The 20429-nt window shown below is 64.6% G+C and carries 15 protein-coding genes and 2 pseudogenes; 3 read left to right on the top strand and 14 right to left on the bottom strand.

Going from position 1 to position 20429, the window contains the following annotated elements:
- Nucleotide 1: 1 nt before the first annotated feature.
- From ccoP to ccoN, 4 genes and pseudogenes are all read right to left on the bottom strand, one after another.
- On the bottom strand, nucleotides 2-922 hold the full coding sequence (gene ccoP, locus ACQVLG_RS07495; RefSeq protein ID WP_474293726.1) for a cytochrome-c oxidase, cbb3-type subunit III: 921 nt from the start codon (nucleotides 920-922) through the stop codon (nucleotides 2-4).
- Entirely contained in the window at nucleotides 915-1118 is a 204-nt protein-coding gene (locus ACQVLG_RS07490; RefSeq protein WP_230540048.1) for a cbb3-type cytochrome oxidase subunit 3, read from the bottom strand. Before ACQVLG_RS07490 ends, ccoP begins: the two co-directional genes overlap by 8 nt.
- Nucleotide 1119: 1 nt before the next feature.
- Nucleotides 1120-1734 carry a cytochrome-c oxidase, cbb3-type subunit II gene (gene ccoO, locus ACQVLG_RS07485; RefSeq protein ID WP_086144255.1) on the bottom strand — a complete coding sequence of 205 codons (615 nt, stop codon included), beginning with the start codon at nucleotides 1732-1734 and terminating at the stop codon, nucleotides 1120-1122.
- Nucleotides 1735-1749: 15 nt separating this feature from the next.
- A pseudogene (ccoN, locus tag ACQVLG_RS07480) lies at nucleotides 1750-3176 on the bottom strand (cytochrome-c oxidase, cbb3-type subunit I).
- A gap of 246 nt (nucleotides 3177-3422) precedes the next feature.
- Between ccoN and ACQVLG_RS07475 the strand changes: the two are divergent.
- Complete coding sequence (locus ACQVLG_RS07475) at nucleotides 3423-5558, top strand: T6SS effector phospholipase Tle3 domain-containing protein (protein WP_474293724.1); 2136 nt, start codon at nucleotides 3423-3425, stop codon at nucleotides 5556-5558.
- A 458-nt stretch (nucleotides 5559-6016) separates the two neighbouring features.
- Here the strand turns inward: ACQVLG_RS07475 and ACQVLG_RS07470 are convergent, their stop codons facing one another.
- The 10 genes and pseudogenes from ACQVLG_RS07470 to ACQVLG_RS07425 form a co-directional block, all read right to left on the bottom strand.
- Nucleotides 6017-6823, bottom strand: a complete 807-nt coding sequence (locus ACQVLG_RS07470) for a hypothetical protein (RefSeq protein WP_474293722.1) — start codon at nucleotides 6821-6823, stop codon at nucleotides 6017-6019.
- Nucleotides 6824-7015: 192 nt separating this feature from the next.
- Nucleotides 7016-7198, bottom strand: coding sequence for a cbb3-type cytochrome oxidase assembly protein CcoS (gene ccoS / locus ACQVLG_RS07465; protein WP_100875003.1), 183 nt, complete (start codon nucleotides 7196-7198; stop codon nucleotides 7016-7018).
- Between the two features lie 2 nt (nucleotides 7199-7200).
- Nucleotides 7201-9629, bottom strand: a pseudogene (locus tag ACQVLG_RS07460) (heavy metal translocating P-type ATPase).
- Nucleotides 9630-9651: 22 nt separating this feature from the next.
- Entirely contained in the window at nucleotides 9652-10422 is a 771-nt protein-coding gene (locus ACQVLG_RS07455) for a sulfite exporter TauE/SafE family protein (protein ID WP_474293720.1), read from the bottom strand.
- A gap of 9 nt (nucleotides 10423-10431) precedes the next feature.
- Complete coding sequence (gene hemN, locus ACQVLG_RS07450) at nucleotides 10432-11880, bottom strand: oxygen-independent coproporphyrinogen III oxidase (RefSeq protein WP_474293718.1); 1449 nt, start codon at nucleotides 11878-11880, stop codon at nucleotides 10432-10434.
- Nucleotides 11881-11905: 25 nt separating this feature from the next.
- On the bottom strand, nucleotides 11906-13564 hold the full coding sequence (locus tag ACQVLG_RS07445; RefSeq protein ID WP_230540040.1) for a methyl-accepting chemotaxis protein: 1659 nt from the start codon (nucleotides 13562-13564) through the stop codon (nucleotides 11906-11908).
- Between the two features lie 356 nt (nucleotides 13565-13920).
- Complete coding sequence (locus ACQVLG_RS07440) at nucleotides 13921-14907, bottom strand: EAL domain-containing protein (protein ID WP_474295571.1); 987 nt, start codon at nucleotides 14905-14907, stop codon at nucleotides 13921-13923.
- Nucleotides 14856-16031, bottom strand: a complete 1176-nt coding sequence (locus tag ACQVLG_RS07435) for a diguanylate cyclase domain-containing protein (protein WP_474293716.1) — start codon at nucleotides 16029-16031, stop codon at nucleotides 14856-14858. The genes ACQVLG_RS07440 and ACQVLG_RS07435 overlap by 52 nt, the downstream gene beginning before the upstream one ends.
- 45 nt (nucleotides 16032-16076) lie before the next feature.
- Nucleotides 16077-16508: an inner membrane protein YiaA gene (gene yiaA, locus ACQVLG_RS07430; RefSeq protein ID WP_230540038.1), complete on the bottom strand. Its 432-nt coding sequence runs from the start codon at nucleotides 16506-16508 to the stop codon at nucleotides 16077-16079.
- Nucleotides 16509-16592: 84 nt separating this feature from the next.
- On the bottom strand, nucleotides 16593-17540 hold the full coding sequence (locus ACQVLG_RS07425; protein WP_230540037.1) for a DUF808 domain-containing protein: 948 nt from the start codon (nucleotides 17538-17540) through the stop codon (nucleotides 16593-16595).
- Between the two features lie 181 nt (nucleotides 17541-17721).
- Here ACQVLG_RS07425 and ACQVLG_RS07420 point away from each other — a divergent pair, with 181 nt between their 5' ends.
- Complete coding sequence (locus ACQVLG_RS07420) at nucleotides 17722-18363, top strand: LysE family transporter (RefSeq protein WP_474293714.1); 642 nt, start codon at nucleotides 17722-17724, stop codon at nucleotides 18361-18363.
- A gap of 111 nt (nucleotides 18364-18474) precedes the next feature.
- Nucleotides 18475-20268 (top strand): DUF6600 domain-containing protein, encoded by a 1794-nt coding sequence (locus tag ACQVLG_RS07415; RefSeq protein WP_474293712.1) that lies wholly within the window; start codon nucleotides 18475-18477, stop codon nucleotides 20266-20268.
- Nucleotides 20269-20429 lie beyond the last annotated feature (161 nt).

The following is a 20429-nucleotide window of genomic DNA, read 5'->3' as shown; positions in this document are numbered from 1 at the left end:
ATCATTTCACGGGCGTCTGGGGATTCGACAGGCTCCAGACATACGCCGACAGCACGTGTACCTTGGATTCGCCGAGGAAATCGCTGAAGGCCGGCATGGTGTTGGAGCGACCCTTGCGCACGGTTTCCATGATGGTATCGGCGCTGCCGCCGTACAGCCAGATCTTGTCCGTCAGGTTAGGCGAACCGAGCATCTGGTTGCCCTTCGCATCGGCGCCGTGACAGGCCATGCAGGCGCCGAACTTGGCCTTGCCCAGCACGGATTTGACGGGATCCGAGGTGGAACCGGACAGGCTCAGCACGTAATGGGCCACGTTCTCGACATCCTTTTCGGAACCGAGCGCGGCGCCCATCGGCGGCATTTGCCCATTACGGCCGTGCATGATGGTGGTCTTGATGATGTCGGGATCGCCGCCATACAGCCAGTCCTTGTCCGTCAGGTTGGGGAAGCCCTTGTTGCCGCGCGCATCCGAACCGTGGCATTGCGCGCAGTAGGTCAGGAACAAACGCTGGCCGATGGCTTGCGCCTGCGGATCGGCGGCCACCGTCTTCAAGTCCTGGCTCAGGTACTTGTTGAACAGGGGACCGTAGTCGGCTTCCGCCTTTTTCAGCTCTTCCTCGTACTGGCCCGTGGATTTCCAGCCCAGGCTGCCGGCGTAGTTGCCCAGGCCCGGATACAGGAACAGGTAGGCCAGCGCGAAGACGATGGTGATGTAGAACAACCACATCCACCAGCGCGGCATCGGCGTATTGAGTTCCTTCAAGTCCTCGTCCCACACGTGGCCCGTGGTGCCGTCGGCGGGGGCGCCGGCGGCCACTTTCACTTTCGACTGCGAGTACAGCAGCACGCCGCAGCCGATGATGCCCAGCAGGGACAGCACGATGACGTAGATATTCCAGAAGCCATTGGTAAAGTCAGCCATGGTTATGCTCCTTCGCCAGGTTCATCTCGGCCTCGGCCGGATAGTCGAGCGCGTCGTCGGCGAACGGCAGGCGCGCCGCCGCGTCGAAGTCGCCATTGCTGCGGCTGAACGTCCACCACAGGATGCCCACGAACGTCGTAAAGGAAACCACCGTCATGACGCTGCTGGCGCTGTCAAACAGGTTTTCGATTGCCATGCTAATTCCTTGTTTTGATTAATGTACCGAGGCCCTGCAGATAGGCGACCAGGGCGTCTTCTTCCGTCTTGTCCTGCAGCTGCGCGGGGCCGGCGGCGATCTCTTCATCGCTGTACGGCTGGCCCAGGCGTTTCAGGGCGCGCATCTTCGGCATGATGTCGTCAGGCACCAGCTTGGTCTTCGCCAGCCAGGGGTAGGCCGGCATGTTCGACTCGGGCACCACGTCGCGCGGGTTGTTCAAGTGCGTGCGGTGCCATTCATCGCTGTAGCGGGCGCCCACGCGGGCCAGATCGGGCCCCGTGCGCTTGGAACCCCACTGGAACGGACGGTCGTAGACGAACTCGCCGGCGACCGAATAGTGGCCGTAGCGTTCCGTTTCCGCGCGCAGCGGGCGCACCATCTGCGAGTGGCAGTTGTAGCAGCCTTCGCGCACGTAGATGTCGCGGCCCGCCAGGCGCAGCGGCGAGTACGGCTTCAGGCCGGCGACCGGCTCCGTCGTGCTCTTCTGGAAGAACAGGGGAACGATCTCGACGGCGCCGCCGATGCTGATCACCACCGTGACCAGGGCGATCAGCAGCCAGGGGTTTCTCTCAATCCATGCATGTGAAAATTTCATTTGCTTATGCTCCTATCAGGCGTGCGCCGCGTTCAGTTCTGGAATGCGGGCGACGGGGAGTTTGCTGCCGCGCAAGGTCATCCAGGTGTTGTAGCCCATGATGCACATACCCGACAGGTACAGCAGGCCACCGGCCACGCGCACCACGTAGTACGGATACGTTGCTTTCACGCTCTCGACAAAGGTGTAGGTCAGGGTGCCGTCCGGATTGACCGCACGCCACATCAGGCCCTGCATCACGCCGGCGATCCACATTGCAGCGATGTACAGCACGATACCGATGGTGGCCACCCAGAAGTGCACGTCGACCAGACGCGTGCTGTGCATCTGCGTGCGGCCCGCCAGGCGTGGCAGCAGATAGTAGATCGAACCCATGGTGATGAAGCCCACCCAGCCCAGGGCGCCCGCATGCACGTGGGCAACGGTCCAGTCGGTGTAGTGCGACAGCGAGTTGATGGTCTTGATCGACATCATCGGACCTTCGAAGGTGGCGATGCCGTAGAACGACAGCGAAACGATCATGAATTTCAGGATCGGGTCGGTGCGCAGCTTGTGCCAGGCGCCCGACAGGGTCATGATGCCGTTGATCATGCCGCCCCAGCTTGGTGCCAGCAGGACCAGCGAGAAGACCATGCCGATCGATTGCGTCCAGTCAGGCAAGGCCGTGTAGTGCAGGTGATGCGGCCCCGCCCACATGTAGGTGAAGATCAGCGCCCAGAAGTGGACGATCGACAGACGGTACGAGTACACGGGGCGCTCGGCCTGTTTCGGGATGAAGTAGTAGACCATGCCCAGGTAGCCGGCGGTCAGGATGAAGCCCACCGCGTTATGGCCGTACCACCACTGGATCATGGCGTCCTGCACGCCCGCGTAGGCGGAATACGACTTGGTGAACGAGGCTGGCATGACGGCGCCATTGACCACGTGCAAAATCGTCACGGCCAGGATGTAGGCGCCGAAGAACCAGTTGGCCACGTAGATGTGCTTGACCTTGCGCTTGATCAAGGTGCCGAAGAAGACGATCGCGTAGGCGATCCAGACGACGGCGATGAGGATGGCGATAGGCCATTCCAGTTCGGCGTATTCCTTGCCGCGGGTCAGGCCCATGGGCAGGCTGACGACCGCGCACAGGATCACGGCTTGCCAGCCCCAGAACGTGAAGGCGGCCAGTTTGTCGGAAAACAGCGTACCTGGCAGGTGCGTTGCACCACGTAGTACGAGGTGGCGAACAGGCCGCAGATGCCGAAGGCGAAAATCACCGCATTCGTGTGCAGCGGACGCAAGCGTCCGTATGTCAGCCATGGTATGTCGAGGTTCAGGGCAGGCCAGGCCAGCTGAGCGGCGATGATAACGCCTACCAGCATGCCGATGATGCCCCATACCACAGTAGCGACCGCGAATTGCTTCACGATCTTGTAGTTATAGTTCAGCGATTGATCCACAAAGACTCTCCCTGGAATTACTATTTATGATGGTGGCCAGAGAGTAAGTGTTTGACCGCGAAAAAACTTTGATGTGGATCAAAATTCCCCGGATGAAATAAGCGTAGCGAACTGGCATCGAAATAAAGTGATATTCCGGTCAAAAAAGCCATGCAAGATCCCTGCAACAGCTGGCTTGACATGGCGTAAAACGTGCATGGAAGCAATGACTTACAGTGGCTTGTCCAGACACGCCCAAGGCCCGCCATGGAAGACCCCGAACGCCGCGACCCGTTTGATGCCCCGGTGGACCTGGTCGTCGGCAAGGCCGAGGGCACGACCCTGTTCGATCACGGCAAGCTCGCTTGCCTGGTGCAGGCGCCGTCGCCGGGCATCGTCATCTTCGTGCATGGCGTCAATTCCGGCGGCGAGTGGTACCGCGCCGCCGAAGCCGGCTTGTGCCAGGGCCTGAACACGCGCATGAAGCGCTGCGACGAGCACATGGCGCATGCCACGGCGCAGGCGGGGCAACTGACGCCGGTGGGCTATCGGAGCGAACTGAGCGATGACGGCTATGTCGATCCCGACTACACGGCCGCCACCTTCATCGGGCCGCAAGCGCATTTCTCGCCCGTGATCCAGTTCCGCTGGGGCTACAAGGCCAGCGACAGGGAATTGCAGCAATATGGCGATTCGGTCTACCTGAACGAACACGCTTACTGGGGCGGCGGCCCGTTCGCCAATGGCTGCTCCTCCCTGCCTGACCTGTGGGGCGAGGGTCTGTCGGACGCCCTCTTCCTGTTCATCCACATCGAGCATCTGAATCCCGTCAACGACCGCATCGTGTATGCCTGCCCGCCGCGTCCCTATTTCGTGCTGGCCGCGCTGCGCCTGGCGCACCTGGTGGCGGCCATCCGCCGGCAGCAGGCCGACGTGCCGATTACCCTGGTCTGCCACAGCCAGGGCAATATGGTGGGCATGGCGGCCGCGTTTCTGGGCAATAAGATGGCCGAGGTGCAGGATGCGGCGGGCAAAAGCGGCCGTTGCGTGGCCGATACCTATGTCTTGTGCAACCCGCCCTACAGCCTGTTGCGCAGAAACGACACGGAAGGCTGGCTGCAGGGGCAGGTCAGGGATGTCGATGGCAATGTGGGCCGGCAAAGCGGCGAGGCGCGCCGCAAGACCCTGGCGGCGTTTTTCGACATCGTGCGCGGCCAGGCCACGGAGCCGCCCATGTCTGCCGCGCTGGCGGACATGGCCGCCAACGTGCGCCATGATTTCACCCTGGACAAGGACAGGGCCGCCTATGCCTGCGGCCCGCAGCCCACGACGCGCGGCCGCGTCACCCTGTATTGCAATCCGCACGACCAGGTGATTTCCGCCACGCCCATCCAGGGCATGGGCTGGTTGGGTCTGAGCGCCGAAGAGATCAAGGCCACGCGCGGCGCCGGCGTGTTTACCCAGCGGGTGTTTGCGCAAGGCTTTCCCGTTGGCCAGCACGGCGATTATGACTATTGGAGCAATCACTATCGCCAGCCCGCGCGGGGCAGCGCCGATTTCTGGCATCCCCGTTCGCCGATCTCCAGATACGACCCGGACAAGGGCGTGCGCGCCAGTACCAGCGCGGCCGGAAAGGCGGGGACCGTGCGCACGGCCTCCGCCATGTCGGCCCTCATGAAGATGCTGAAGACGCCCATCAATGCCGTGCCGCCGGACGACTGGCGCATCCCCGTGACGGCGCCCGCCTTGCCGGAAGTGTTTACACCGCAGGCCGTGCGCTTTGGCGTACCTAGTCCGCAGTTCGACCAGAATCTCGATCCGCCCGGCACGCATCGCCATGCGGGCAAGGCACGTCAGAAAGGCGAGCCGTATGCCGATACAAGCGTGGGCGGCACGCCGCAGGGCGACCGCGATACCGAGGCGGCACTGCGCTACGAAGACCACGCCCGCCTGCGCATGAAGGCCCGCCGCGGGAAGCTCGACGGCCTTGACGGCAAGGCGATGATGGAAGACGACCTGTCCACGGCCACGCCGGAATATTTGCAATGGCGCAAGCAGGAAATCCAGGGGCAGCTGGCGGCCACCTGCGACACGCATGCCACCGACCACTCCACCATCCTGACTAATCCTGGGCACGCGGAAAAGGCGCTGGCGTATGACGTGGCGATTGGGGTGTGTCATATCAGCGAGAAGGCGATGCGAAATTTACGAGTGATTGCAGATTGGCGGTTGTTGGAAGATGTTGGGAAAGATAAGCCCAGCAAGAGCTTTTTTGAGTATTTCTCCACTGGAAAATTTAATCAATTATCTTTGCTGGAATGGGTTCAATGTGATGGCAGTACGGGAAGGATGCCTGCCGAGATAGTGGATGAGCGTATGTACAAGCGCCCGGAGACATCCTGATGTACAACTTGATTGCTACTCTTCCGCGCAGGCTGGGCTGGAGCATCTTTGTTTTCAGTCTTGCGTCTGGTATTGCACTCTGGTCGGTATTGCAGGCCCCGCCAATCGACGTTCCTCTTGAAGAAGGATTGCTGATGAAACGACTATTCTTGATGCCGGCATTGCTGGCGCTTGCCGTGCTTTTTTTAACATCGGCCTGCGCCAGCAAGGCACCTGTGGCGTCAACATTTGCCGCCGTTATCCCTGCTGCGCCCGCGCAACCGTATATGGCGCAGGTGGTGGGCGTGCAGTGGCTCAATCCCCTGCAGCGGCGCGATTATCCGACCGAGTGGCAATTGCTGTGGACACTGGGCCTGGCCAAGCCGAACAAGGACGATAGCAAAGTGAAAGAGAACCCCGTGCGTTTTGGCAAGGTACAATCGATCGGCATGATTGCTTCTGGTAATGATGGTGAAGAATCATTCGTAGGGTTTCACGAGAAATATGTGTACAAAATGATTATGTTGTTTCACGATATTTACTTTTCTAATCAGGAGTATTTTTACAACGCCCATTCGCTGACCGACAAATCCACGCGCCGTGAACTGGCCGGCATCCATGTCGAATATGCGTTGCCGGCTGGACGCCTTGATCCAGACGAGGCGGGAAAGTATGTCGTTGAAACGATTACCGATGCCTTCAGCATCGGCAACCCCCATTTCCCCGATTCCTGGACCACGGCCACGCCGCCCGACGTGCGCGTCACCCTGGGCGGCGCCAACGCGGGCTTTACGTCCCTGGCGGCGGGCCTGGCTTACCTGCAGGCCAATCCCGACAAGACGGTGTGGGTGATGAACTGGGATGCGCCCAGTTATCCGCCCAGGGATGAGCAGATCAATGAAAACATGGTCTTGCTGGTGCTGGCCGGTCCCGGCTACAAGACGGAGCGCGCGCCGCTGGCGTGGCTGGGCTTTCCCGCCACGCGCAAGGTCGCCGATTTCACTGCCGGCAAGGGCCTGTCCCCGCGCGCCGTGCAGGCGTGGAGCGCTGCCATCGACGCTGCCGCCCGGAACGCGCAATTGAACGACGACGCCATCGGCTACGTCATCCACGATGCGGGCAGCAGCTATCCTGTTTCGTCGGAGCGCATTGGCCCGCTGGCGCAAAGCCTGACGCAGCAATTGCCCGACTTCGATTTCAACAAGCAGACTTTCAACATGCCGGCGCTGCTGGGTGAAACGGGCGCCGGCACGGCGCTGACCAACGTGGCGCTGGCCATCGCCCATGCGAACCACGTGGGCCGGCCCGTGCTGGTGGCGGGCAGCAGCGACAGCGAGAGCGCGACTGCCGTGGTGGTGGCGCCGCCGGCCGTCGTGCGCGTCGACCACGAACAGCCGTGGTTCCGCGCGCGCGCGCGGCAATACCGTGTTCTTACCGTGGTGGGGCCGGCGCTTCGATGCGCGGCCGGGGTCGCAGGGTTATTCGCGCTGAGGCGCGGGCGGGGCGGCCGCTTCCGGCGGCGTATCGTCGTCCTGCAGCACGCGCAGGCCCGGTCCGACGAGGTCGTCGAACTGGCCGCTGTCCGAGGCCGTGAAATACACCCACAGCGCGATGAAGACGACCACGACGCTCAAGGGGATGAGGAGATACAGTGCTTCCATGTTCAGGCTTTCCGCAGGCGCAGGGCGTTGGCGATGACGACGGCCGAGCTGGCAGCCATGCCGACGCCGGACAGCCAGGGGTTTAAAAAGCCCAGCGCTGCGGCCGGGATGGCCGTCAGATTGTACAGCGTGGCCCAGCCCAGGTTTTCGCGGATGATGCGCATGCTGCGCGCCGCCGTCTTGGCCGTGTCCAGCACGGAGACCAATTGGCTCGACAGCAGCACCGTGTCCGCATGGGCTTGCGCCAGCGCGGCGCCGGAACCCATGGCGAAGGAGACGTCGGCGCCGCTCAGCACGGCGGCGTCGTTGATGCCGTCGCCGACCATGGCCACGACGGCGCCCGTCGCCTGCAATTGCTGCACGAAATCGAGCTTTTCATCGGGCAGGCACTCGCCGCAGGCCGTGGCGATGCCCAGTTCCGCCGCCACGCTTTGCGTCAGCGCTTCCTGGTCGCCGCTCAGCAGCACGACTTGCTTGCCGCGCCGGTGGAAATACGCGACGACGTCGCGCGCTTCCGGGCGCAGCGCATCGCTGAGCAGGAAACGCGTCAGCCACCGGCCCTGCGTGCCCAGGTACAGCGGCGTCATGCCCTGCATGCCGACGGCCGTGTCGCCCAGCGGCGGGCCGGCGACGGCGGCGACAAAGGCCGCATTGCCCAGGCGGTAGCGCACGCCGTCGACGATACCCTCCAGGCCCTGGCCCTGCACTTCCTGTAATTGTTCCGCAAGCATGCGCGGTGTTTCTCCCGCTGCTGCCAGGATCGCCTGCGCCAGCGGATGGGCGCTGCCCGCTTCCAGCGCGGCGGCCACCTGCAGGCAATCGTCTTCCGTCATGCCGTCCAGGCCCTCGATCTGCTTGAGCACGGGCCGGCCCAGGGTCAATGTTCCCGTCTTGTCGAAGACGATGTGGGTGGCGCGGTGCAGGGTTTCCAGCACGTGCGGCTGGACGATCAGCACGCCGCGCCGCAGCAGGCTGTCGGTGGCGGCCGCCAGCGCCGTCGGCGTGGCGAGAGACAGCGCGCAGGGGCAGGACACGACCAGCACGGCAATGGCCACGGGCCACGCCTGCGCCGCATCGTGCCAGCTCCAGAAGGCGAACACGGCGACGGCAAACAGCAGCAAGCCCAGCACGAACCAGGCGGCGACCTTGTCGGCCCACTGCGCGATCTGCGGCTTGCCGCTGCCGGCCCGCTCGATCAGTTTCAGCAGGTCGGACAGGGTGCTTTCGCGCGCCGGTTTCAGTACGCGCAAGATCAATGCCGCGCTGGCGTTGATGGCCCCGCCCGGCACCCGCTCGCCGGTCTTCCTGCGCTGCGCCGCGCTCTCGCCCGTCAGCAGCGATAAATCGAGCGCGCTGTTGCCTTCGATGATGACGCTGTCGGCGGCGATCGCCTCGCCCGGTTTGACGAGAATCACGTCACCGACGGCCAGGCTGCCGGCCGGCACCAGGGTGGCGGCGCGGTTGTCCGGGAAGCCCGCCATCAGCGAGGCGGACGCGGGCAAGGCATGCTGCAGCCGTTCCAGCGCGGAAGCCGCCTTGCGGCGCGCCTGCAGCTCGAAATAGCGGCTGCACAGCAGCAGGAAGATGAACATCGTGGCCGAGTCGTAATACACCTCGCCGCGTCCCGTAAAGGTCGCCACCACGCTGCCGAAGAAGGCCGCCAGGATGCCCAGCGCCACGGGCACGTCCATGCCCAGGGTGCGCGCGCGCAGCTGGCCCAGGCGCCCTGGAAAAACGGCATGGCCGAGTAGCAGATGGCCGGCAAGGTCAGCAGCAGGCTGGCCCAGCGCATCAGGCTGGCCATATTCTCGTCCAGCGTGCCATCCTCGGCCGCCAGGTAGGAAGGCGCCACGTACATCATGACCTGCATCATCGACAGGCCGGCCACGAACAGCTGGCGGCCCAGGGTCTTGCTGGCCTTTTGCAGGCGTTCACCATGGCGCACGGCGTCGTAGGGATAGGCCGTGTAGCCGACTTGCCGCACGGCTTGCAGGATGTCGCCCGGCTCGCATTCGGCGCGGCTCCAGCGCACGTACAGGCGCTCCGTGGCGACGTTCAGGCTGGCCGCCTGCACGCCGGGCAGGCGCGTCAATTGACGTTCGATCAGCCAGACGCAAGCGGCGCAGCGGATGCCTTCGACGGACAGCGTCGCCTCGCAACTGCTGGCGTCGCGCGCGAATTGCGCGTCGTCATTGCTGTACAGACGCAGTTCGGGCGGCACCATGGCGGCGCCGGCCGCGTTGACGGCGTACTCGTCGCGGTCGCGGTAATACGCGCTCTGGCCGATGTCGACGATGGTTTGCGCCACCGCTTCGCAGCCGGGGCAGCACATGGCGCGCGGCACGTCGTCGATGGTGACGTTCCAGTTCGAGCCGCCTGGCACGGGCAAGCCGCAATGGAAACAGGCGGAGGGTTGTAAAACAGCATTCATAGGTTTGTTTTCATGCGTCTTTTCATGGATGGCCCGTGACGCACAGGGCGTCGAGCCAGCCCAGCGAGACGCCATTCGCGGCGCGCAACAGGCCCAGCAGGCCAAAGCCCAGCACCAGCACGCCGCTGGCGATGCGCACGGGGCGGCGCTGCATCTGCGTGCGCAGCCGCGTGCCCAGCAAGCCCATGCCCAGCAGGGTGGGCAGGGTGCCCAGGCCGAAGGCGCCCATGGCGGCCGCGCCGCTCAGGGCCGAGCCTTGCATCATGGCCGTCAGCAGCGCGCTGTAGACCATGCCGCACGGCACCCAGCCCCACAGGCCGCCCACGGCCAGCGCCTTGAAGACGGTATCCATCGGCATCAGCGGTTTCAGCAGGGGCCGCACGCGGCGCCAGACGACGTTGCCGGCCGCTTCCAGATGGGCCAGGCCGCGCCAGGCATCCATCAGGTACAGGCCCAAAGCCACCAGCATCAGGTTGGCCAGCCAGTAGCCGGCCACTTGCAGGGAAGCGAGGTGCAGCATGCCGGCGCCCGCCAGGCTGCCGGCCAGTGCGCCGGCCAGCATGTAGCTGGCGATGCGCCCGCCGTTGTAGGCGAGCACGCGCAGGACGTTAGCCTGCACGGTTGTCTGCAATGCCGGGCGCGCCACGGCGATGGCGATCACGGGGCGGGCCGGCGCCGCCGGTGCGCCGCCGCTGATCGACAGGGCGCCGACGATGCCGCCGCACATGCCGATGCAGTGTACGCTGCCGGCCAGGCCGACCATGAACAGCGGCAGAAGGCTCAGGGCGTTCATCGGGCGGCGTTACACCGTTTTCGAGTAGCGCAGCGGCTGCGGCGCATCCGGCGTGGCGTTGGCCCGGGCCAGGGTCAGGTAGCGGTCGAAGACCATGCAGATATTGCGGATCAGCAAGCGCCCTTTCGGCGTCACCGTCAGCCAGTCTTCCTCGATGACGAGCAAGCCGTCGCGCGCCAGTTCGCGCAGCTTTTCCAGCTCGGCGGCGAAATAGCTGCGGAACTTGACGGGGTGCGCCTGCTCGATGGTGGCGATCGACAATTCGAAGTTGCACATCAGCATCTGGATGATGATGCGGCGCAATAAATCATCCGTATCGAGCTTGATGCCGCGCGCGATCGGCAGCACGCCTTCGTCGAGTTTTTCGTAGTACGCGTCGAGCGTCTTTTCATTCTGGCTGTAGACGGCGCCGACGGAGCTGATGGCCGACACGCCGCAGGCGATCAGGTCCGCTTCCGCGCGCGTCGAGTATCCCTGGAAGTTGCGGTGCAAACGGCCCTGGCGCTGCGCCACGGCCAGGTCGTCCGTCGGCTTGGCGAAATGGTCCATGCCGATGTAGACGTAGCCGGCGGCCGTCAGGCGCGCGATGCACAGGCCCAGCATGGCCAGCTTGGTGGCGCTGTCGGGCATGTCGGCGTCGAGGATGCGGCGCTGCGGCTTGAACAGGTGCGGCATGTGCGCGTAGTGGTACAGGGCGATGCGGTCGGGGCTGGCCGATATGACCTTGCGCAAGGTTTCCGTCATCGTCTCCAGGCTTTGCTTGGGTAAACCGTAGATCAGGTCTATGCTGATCGAGCGGAAGCCCGCGTCGCGCGCCGCCTGCATGATGGCCACCGTTTCCGCTTCCGGCTGGATGCGGTTGACGGCTTTTTGCACGTCCGCGTCGAAATCCTGCACGCCCAGGCTGATGCGATTAAAACCTTGCGCGCGCAGCGAAAACACGCGCTCGCGCGATACCGTGCGCGGGTCGATTTCGATCGAATATTCGCCATCTTCATCGGAAGCGAACTCGAAATGCTGGCGCAGGTGGGTCATCAGCTCGTCCATCTGCTTTTCGCTCAGGTAAGTCGGCGTGCCGCCGCCGAAATGCAGCTGTTCGATGTGGTTCATGCCGGCAAACAGCTTGCCCTGCATGGCGATTTCCTGCTTCAGGTAGCTGAGGTAGGTAGCGGCCTTGCTGCGGTCTTTCGTGATGATCTTGTTGCAGGCGCAGTAGTAGCACAGGGTGTCGCAGAACGGCACGTGCACGTACAGCGACAGCGGACGGCGGCCGCCGCGCATGCGCAGTGCGGCCAGCGCTTCGAGGAAGTTGCCGTAGCCAAATTCGGCATTGAAACGGTCGGCGGTCGGATACGACGTGTAGCGGGGGCCGGACTGGCTCATCTTGCCGATGATGACCGGGTCGAATTCGACGACCGCATCGAGTTCGGCGGAAGCACTGCTGAGTAGTGTAGGCATGATGTGTTTTGATGTCTTGAAAGGTTTAGGCGGCCAGGCGTTTCATGGCGGGTTTGCCGGCGTTTGCGGCACCCGATTTGCCGCCTGGCATGGCAACGCGGCGCGGTGGCGGCATCTTGCCGAAATTGAACAGGCTCACGGCTTGCGACAGGCTGGCCGCTTCTTCCGCCAGGCGCGTGGCGGCCGCGGCGGCTTCTTCCACCAGGGCCGCGTTCTGCTGCGTCACCTGGTCCATGTGGGCGATGGCCTGGTTGACCTGGTCGACGCCGATGCTCTGCTCGCGCGAGGCGATGGAAATTTCCTGCATGATGGCCGTCACCTGCTTGACGGAGCTGACCACCTGCTCCATGGTGGCGCCGGCGCGGTTCACCTGCAGCATGCCGGCGCCCACCTTGCCGACGGAAATTTCAATCAGCTGCTTGATGTCCTTGGCCGCCACGGACGAGCGCTGCGCCAGGTTGCGCACCTCGCCCGCCACCACGGCGAAGCCCCTGCCCTGCTCGCCGGCGCGCGCCGCTTCCACGGCCGCGTTCAGGGCCAGGATGTTGGTCTGGAAGGCGATGCCTTCGATCAGGCCGATGATGTCGACGATCTTCTTCGACGAGGTATTGATGTCGTCCATGGTGGTGATCACTTCGGCAACGATCTCGCCGCCCTGCACCGCCACTTTCGAGGCGGCCACGGCCAGCTCGTTCGCCTGCACCGAGTTGTCCGCGTTCTGTTTCACGGTCGACGAGAATTCCTCGATGCTCGACGCCGTCTCTTCCAGGCTGGCCGCCTGCGATTCCGTGCGGCCCGACAGGTCCATATTGCCGACGGCGATTTGCTTGGTGGCCACGGCCATGGTTTCCACGTTGATGCGCACGTCGCGGATGGTGGCGATCAGGTTGCTGTTCATCTGCTGCAGGGCGCGCAGCAATTGCCCCATTTCATCCGTGCTGTCCGTTTCGAAACTGCCCGACAGGTCGCCGGCGGCAATGGCGCGCGCGCCGTTCAATGCCTTGCCCAGCGGCTGGAGCACGGACATGCGCAAGGTGTACCAGAGGAAGACGTTGATCAGGAAGCCGAACAGGGTGGCGCCGAAGATGGCGTAATTGGTGATCTTGCCGCCGCTGGCGAACAGGCTGATGATGCACACCAGCAATTGCAAACAGTTGACGATGGAGGTGGCGGCCCAGATGCGCAGGTTCAGCGACATGTGCGTCAGGCTGTGCAGCAGGTGCGCCAGGCCCGGGCGCACGATCTGCCCGTGCTTGATGACGATGTTGCCGCCTTCCTTGTTGCGGATGGCCGCATAGGCTTCCTCGGCCGCCTTGACCTGGTCCTTGTCGGCCTTCACGCGCACGGACATGTAGCCGATGGTCTTGCCCGCTTCGCGGATGGGCGTGACGTTGGCGCGCACCCAGTAGAAATCGCCGTTCTTGCAGCGGTTCTTGACCAGGCCCGTCCATGGCGTGCCGGCCTGGATCGAGGCCCACAGGTCGGCAAACGCTTCGGCCGGCATGTCCGGGTGGCGCACGATGTTCTGGGGCGAACCGAGCAGCTCTGCCTCGCTGAAGCCGCTGACCTGGCTGAAGTAGGGATTCACGTAGACGATATTGCCGTTCATATCCGTTTTCGACACGATGGCCTGATCGTCCAAGACGAGGACTTCACGGTTAGTCACTGGCAAATTTTGTCGCATGGTCGCGGCTTCCTGATCGGTTAAATGAGCAATTGGTGAGTAAGACTTGCACGATTGCAAGAATGGAGATCAGTGTAAGGAGTCGCCTGCGCAAATTTATTGATGTAGATCAAAATCCTCCAGATTGGTCGTGCTTGCACGCATTTAGCGATAGCAATGCGGCATTGTTTTAAAGCTACTGGTTGTCGGCGGCGCTTAGAGCCTATCCCGGTAGGGAGCGTCTTCTGCTGGCAGCGCATCAGGAGCGCGGACAAGGCGTGAGGAGGACGCGTGGCGAGCCACGCGACGACGAGCAACGCAGTCTCCGCTTCTGACGGGCGCCAGCAGGGGATGTATTCATCTACCGGGATAGGCTCTTAATCCACGCCCGCCGTCAGCGGCCGCAGGCTGCCGACGGCGTAGCCTTGCGCGTAATCGATGCCCAGTTCGCGGATGATGGCCAGGGTTTCCGCGTCTTCCACGTATTCGGCCACCGTTTGCAGGCCCATCACGTGGCCCACTTCATTGATGGCCTTGACCATGGCGCGGTTGATGGCATTGGTGGCGATGTCGCGCACGAAGACGCCGTCGATCTTCAGGTAGTCGACGGGCAGGGCCTTCAGGTAGCCGAACGAGGAAAAGCCGCTGCCGAAGTCGTCGAGCGAAAAGCGGCAGCCCAGGGCCTTGAGCTGGCGCATGAACACTTGCGCCTTGGGCAGGTTGGCGATGACGGCCGTTTCCGTGATTTCAAAGCAGATTTGCTCGGGCGCAATCGCAAACTGCACGAACTGCCCGGTGATGTAGTCGTGCAAGCCGGCATCGGCCAGCGACAGGCCCGACAGGTTGACGGAATACAGGGCCGGGCTGCGGCGCCGGCTCTCCGCCAGCGCCTCGAGCGGCGGCAGGCTGTCGCGCACGCTCTGGATATGCGCGCAGACGGCGCGGATGACCCAGCGGTCGATGGACAGCATCATGTCGTAGCGTTCGGCGGCGGGGATGAAGGCGCCCGGCAAGATCAGGTCGCCCTTGCTGTTGCGGATGCGGATCAGCACTTCGTCGTGGTGTTCGGGATGGTCGTGCAGGTGCACGATGGGCATGGCGTACAGGCGGAAATAATCGTGTTCGAAGGCTTCGTTCAGGCGTGAAATCCACAGCATTTCGCCATGCCGCTGCGCCAGCATGACGTCCGACTCCTGGTACACGTGCAGGCGGTTGCGGCCCTGCTCCTTGGCCAGGTAGCAAGCCTGGTCGGCGGCGCTCAGCAGCTCGCTCATGGATTTGCTGTCCTGGTTGATTTCCACGATGCCGATGCTCACGCCCAGCTCGAAGCTGCGTTCGTCCCAGGCGAAGCGGAATTCGCGGATGGACTGGCGCAGCTGTTCGCCGACCAGGCGCGCGCGTGCTCGAGCGGACAGTGGGGCAGCAGCACGCCCAGCTCGTCGCCGCCCAGGCGCGCCAGGATGTCGCTGTCGCGCATGCGCCCCTGCAGCATCTTGGCCAGCAATTGCAGCAGCACATCGCCGGCGCCGTGGCCGCAGGTGTCGTTGATGACCTTGAACTGGTCCAGGTCCAGGTACAGCAGCGCATGCACGTGGCCGTCCTGCTTGGCCGTGTGCAGGGCGCCGGCCACCAGGTGTTCGAATTCGCGCCGGTTGATCAGGCCCGTCAGGGCGTCGTGCGTGGCTTGCCACGACAGTTGCTGGCTCAGCTTGCGTTCGTGGCTGACGTCGCGGAACACGACGACGGCGCCGAGGATGGCGCCGTCGCGCGACCAGATCGGCGCGGCCGACTCCTCGATGGCGATGCGCCGGCCGTCGCGCGTGACCAGTTGCGCGCGGGGGGAAATGCCGATGGCCTGGCGCTGTTGCAGGCAGCGCAGGGCCACGTGCTCGAGCGCTTCGCCCGTGCGCTCGTCGGCCAGCGGCATGGTCTGGGCGATGTCCAGGCCGCGCGCCATGTCGTTGCTCCAGCCCGTCAACTGCTCGGCCACGCGGTTCAGGTAGCGCGTCTTGCCCTGCGGATCGGTGGTGATGACGCCGTCGCCGATGGAGCTGAGCGTCACTTCGGCCAGTTCCTTGCGCTCGGCAATCATCAGCTCGCGCGCCATGTGCTCGGTGATATCCCAGATGATGCCCAGGGTGCGTTCAGGTTGCCCGGCGTCATCCATGAACACTTGCGCCTTGGCCGCCAGCCAGTGTTCGCTGCCATCGGGCCAGATGACGCGGTATTGCAGGGCGTAGCCTTCGCGCCGGCGCACGCCGTCCTGCAGCACTTTGATCACCTTGTCGCGGTCGCCGGCGTGCACGCAGTCGAGAAAGCTGCGAAACGGCTGCGTCAGGGCGCGTTCTTCCAGGCCCAGCAAGGCAGCGCCCTTGGCCGACCAGCTGACCGTGCCGTCGATGACCTGGCCATCGACGATGCGCGAATCCCAGATGGCCATGTGCGCCGCCTCCAGTGCCATCTGCAAACGTTTCTGCTGGTCGCCCATCATCCCCTCCCGACATGGATACAGGGATAGATGCGCCGCCGCTATTTAAGTTCCCGGTACCTCGGCAGAGGTGGCCGGCGCCGCGCGCGCCACGTCGCGCACGTTCTTTTGCACGGCCACGGCGGCGAACAGGCTGAGTAAAAACGCCATGGCATAGAAACCTTTTTCGCTGTTTTGCAGGGCGGCGTTCCACAGCCCGACCGTCAGCAGCAGCAAGGCCAGCAGGACGGAAATCCAGCACAAGCCAAAGTAGATCCCCGTCACGGCGATGCCTTCCGCGCGGTCGCGCACGGATTTTTGCAGCGAGATGGCGGCGAACAGGCCGTACATGAGGATCGTAAAATAATAGCCCTTCTCGTTGAGGGCCATGCCGGCGTTCCACAGGCCGGACAGATAAGTGACGATGCCGATCAGTAATGCCGCCCAGGAAGCGCCGATGAAGGCGCTGCTGGGGCGTGGGGCGGGGGAAGTCTGCATAGGGTCTCCATGGGCAGCGGGCGCCGCCGGCATGGCCGGGGCGGCAGGCACGGATGCGCCTGCCGCCCCATCAGACCAGAAAGTCTATTTGTTTGGCTTGATCATGCGCAACAAAGCCGACACGGCGGTGACGCCGGCCAGCACCAGGCCGCCGGCGATGAGGCCGGCCACCGCGTTGATCAGGCTGGGCGTGACGGCCGCCAGCACGGGGCCGATGCCGGCCACGCCGCCGACCGCTTCTTCCGCGTGGTGCAGCATGGCGCTGGCCCACGGCCAGCCGTGCGTCAGGATGCCGCCGCCCACCATGAACATGGCCAGCGTGCCCACCACGGAAAGAAACTTCATCAGTTTTGGCGCCGCCGACACGAGCATGCGGCCAAAGCCGCGCACGCCGTCCATCAGCGCGCCCGCGCCCTTGCGCGCCGCCAGGTAAAAGCCCGCGTCATCGAGCTTGACGATGCCGGCCACCAGGCCATACACGCCCACCGTCATGATGAGGGCGATGCCGACGACGACGGCCACCTGCTCGGCGAAGGTGGCCGTGGCCACCGTGCCCAGCGCGATGACGATGATTTCCGCCGACAAAATGAAATCGGTGCGGATGGCGCCCTTGATCTTGTCCTTTTCCAGCGCCACGAGGTCGACTTGCGGGTCGCGCAGCGCCTGCGCCAGCTCGGCCTTGTGGCTGTCGTCCGGGTGCAGGTATTTGTGGGCGATCTTTTCGAAACCCTCGAAGCACAGGTAGGCGCCGCCCACCATCAAGAGCGGCGTGATGGCCCACGGCGCAAATGCGCTGATGGCCAGCGCGGCGGGCACGAGGATGGCCTTGTTCTTCAGCGAACCGACGGCGACGGCCCAGACGACGGGCAATTCGCGCTCGGCGCGCACGCCGGCCACTTGCTGCGCGTTCAGGGCCAGGTCGTCGCCGAGCACGCCGGCCGTCTTCTTGGCGGCCACCTTGGTCATCAGGGAAACGTCATCGAGGATGCTGGCGATGTCGTCGAGCAGGGCCAGCAGGCTGGAGCCGGCCATCTCAGCGCGCTCCCGTGGCGGTGGCAGGGAATGTTGGAGCTTGGAAAGTATTGTTTTTCATGATGTTGTTCTTGGTTGTACGGCAAGGAAAAGCACGACCCCGATCTTACCTCAGCGAAGGCCAGCAGGGCCGCACTGACCGGGTTAAAATTGCCTCTTATCACCATTTTCTGGACACCGCATGCACTTCGCCACCTGGATCGCCTTTGTCATCGCCGCTTCCATCATCGCCGTCTCGCCGGGATCGGGCGCCGTGCTGTCGATGTCGCACGGCCTGTCGTATGGGGTCAGAAAGGCCAGCGCCACCATCCTTGGCCTGCAACTGGGGCTGCTGGTGGTGCTGGGCATCGCCGGCGCCGGGGTCGGTTCCCTGCTGCTCGCGTCCGAAGTGGCGTTCAATATCGTCAAGACGGTGGGCGCCTTGTACCTGATCTACCTGGGCCTGTCGCAGTGGCGCGCCAAGGTGGCCATCACGGGCGACCTGCATGCCGACGCCGTGGTGCCTTCCATGGGCCGGCGCGTGCTGACGGGCTTTCTGACCAACGTGACGAACCCGAAAGGCATCATCTTCATGGTGGCGGTATTGCCGCAATTTATCAGCCCGGCAGCGCCGCTGCTGCCGCAATTGCTGATCCTGGCCGTCACCATGTGCACGATCGACCAGATCGTCATGCACAGCTACGCCTTTTTAGCTTCGTCGATGCAGCGTTTTTTCCGCGATGCGCGCGCCGTGAAAAAGCAGAACCGCTTCTTCGGCGGCTTGCTGATGGCCGTCGGCACGGCCTTGTTCTTCGTCAAGCGCGGCAGCCAGGCGGCTGCCTGAGCCAGGTCAACATGCAAACATTTGTAAGCCCGCTTGCGATGCCGGCCCGATAGGAATGTAATCGGGCTGTTGTCCATCTTTCATTTCTGTCCGTCCTGCCTGGAGCGCGCCATGCGTCCGACCCTGTCTCTCCCCCTGCTGAACACCGTGTGCGCCGTGCTGCTGTCGTCGGCGTGCGCCTTGGCCCTGGCGCAGGACCCGCCCGCCCGCGTGGGGCGTATTTCCACCGTCGAAGGGCAGGTACTGGTGCGCGCCGGCGATGGCGAGGCGCAAAACGCCTTGCTGAACTGGCCTGTCACGACGGATAACCGGCTCAGCACCATGCGCGGCGCGCTGGCCGAGTTTCGCGTGGGCGCGGCCGCCGTGCGCCTCGATGGCGATTCCGAGCTGGAAGTGAGCGAGCTCGATGACGACAGTTTCAAATTGCACCTCAGCTATGGCACCGTCAGCGTGCGCGTGCGCAACCCGGACGCGCTGCGCGGTTTCGAGCTGACCACGGCCCAGGCGCGCGTGATCCTGACCCAGCCGGGCTGGGTGCGCATCGAGGCGGGGCGCCAGCCCGGCACCAGCGTCGTCAGCGTGCTCGAAGGGGCGGCCGACGTGGATGGCGCGACGGGCAGCGTCACCTTGCGTGCAGGCAAGCGCGCCGAGCTGACGGATGAGGAATTGCGCACGGGCGCGGTGCAGCGCGTGGCGTTTGACAACTGGCCCGAAGCCTTGCCCGCTGCGGCGCCGGCCTTGCGCTATGTCACGGACGATACCACCGGCTATGAAGAGCTGGACCGCTACGGCGCCTGGCAGGACGATGCGGAATACGGCCCCCTGTGGCTGCCGAGCAGCGTGCCGGCCGGCTGGGCGCCGTACAGCGACGGGCGCTGGACGTGGATCGCGCCGTGGGGCTGGACCTGGGTCGACAATGCGCCGTGGGGCTACGCGCCCTCGCACTACGGCCGCTGGGTGCTGCTGGGCCAGCGCTGGGGCTGGGCGCCGGGGCGCGAGCGCGGCCGCGTGCCGTGGGCGCCGGCCCTGGTGGGCTGGGTCGGCGGCAATCACGGCCAGCGCCCCGGCGTGGGCTGGTTCCCCCTGTCGCCGCACGAGCGCTACGTGCCTGGCTACCGCGCCAGCGCGGAGTATGAACGCCGCATCAACCGCGTGGCGGAAGGACGCCGATCCGTGGCGGGCGAACGCGAACGCCGCGAAGGCATGACGATGCTGCCGGGCGAGCGTTTTGGCGGGTCGCGCACGGTCGACGTGCCGCGCCGTCACCGCACCATCATGCCCGCCCCCGTGCTGCAAAGCATGCCCTTGAGCACGCCGCCTGCGCCGGCGGGCAACTGGCAGCGCCCCGCCGCCGGGATGCCGCGCCAGGAAGACGGTTTCCGCCGCGACTGGGGCAACCGTCCCGGCCGCTTGCAGACGGACGATGGGCAGACGCATCTGGCGCCGCGTCCCATGCAGCCGAACCGGCCGCCCGTGCCGCAACAGCCGCAACGGCCTCAGCAGCCGTCCGTGCCGCCCCAGCCCGTGATGCCGGCCGTGCCGGCCTTGCCACCGGTGCAAGATCCGGTGGCCCGTCCCGGCTGGCGTGGCGAAGAGCGGTCCCGCGCCGAGCGGCCGCAGCCGCGCCCGGACGGCAGCCGCTGGGAGCGTGCAGAGCGCGGAGAACGCGGCCCCCGCCGCGAAGTGCTGCAGACGGCGTCGCCGCCGTCCTTGCCTGCCCCGCCGCCCGTGGCCCAGCCGCGGCCCGCGCCGCCGATGCCAGCCCCTGCCGCCGGCCCGGCACAGGAAGCGCGCGGCGGCGAGCGTGCCAGGAATCATGAGCGGGGCAATGAAAGAGGGAATGAAAGAGGCAAGGAGCGCGGCGGGCCTGGCCGCGGTGGCCGGATGCAGGAAGCGGAGCGCTGAACGGGCCGCTGGCGCTGGCCGCTTGTCCGTCCGGTCATGGATTATCGACGTTCAAGCCGCCAAACCGACAGTTCGTCACATTTCAGCGGTCAAGCCGCGGTGTTTTGTCTACAGTGGAGTCATTGCAAGACAGCGCAATGCGACGCGGCTGACAGCACCGA

The organism is Janthinobacterium sp. TPC_1, assembly GCF_056037845.1.
This window is presented reverse-complemented; position numbering and strand designations above follow the sequence as displayed.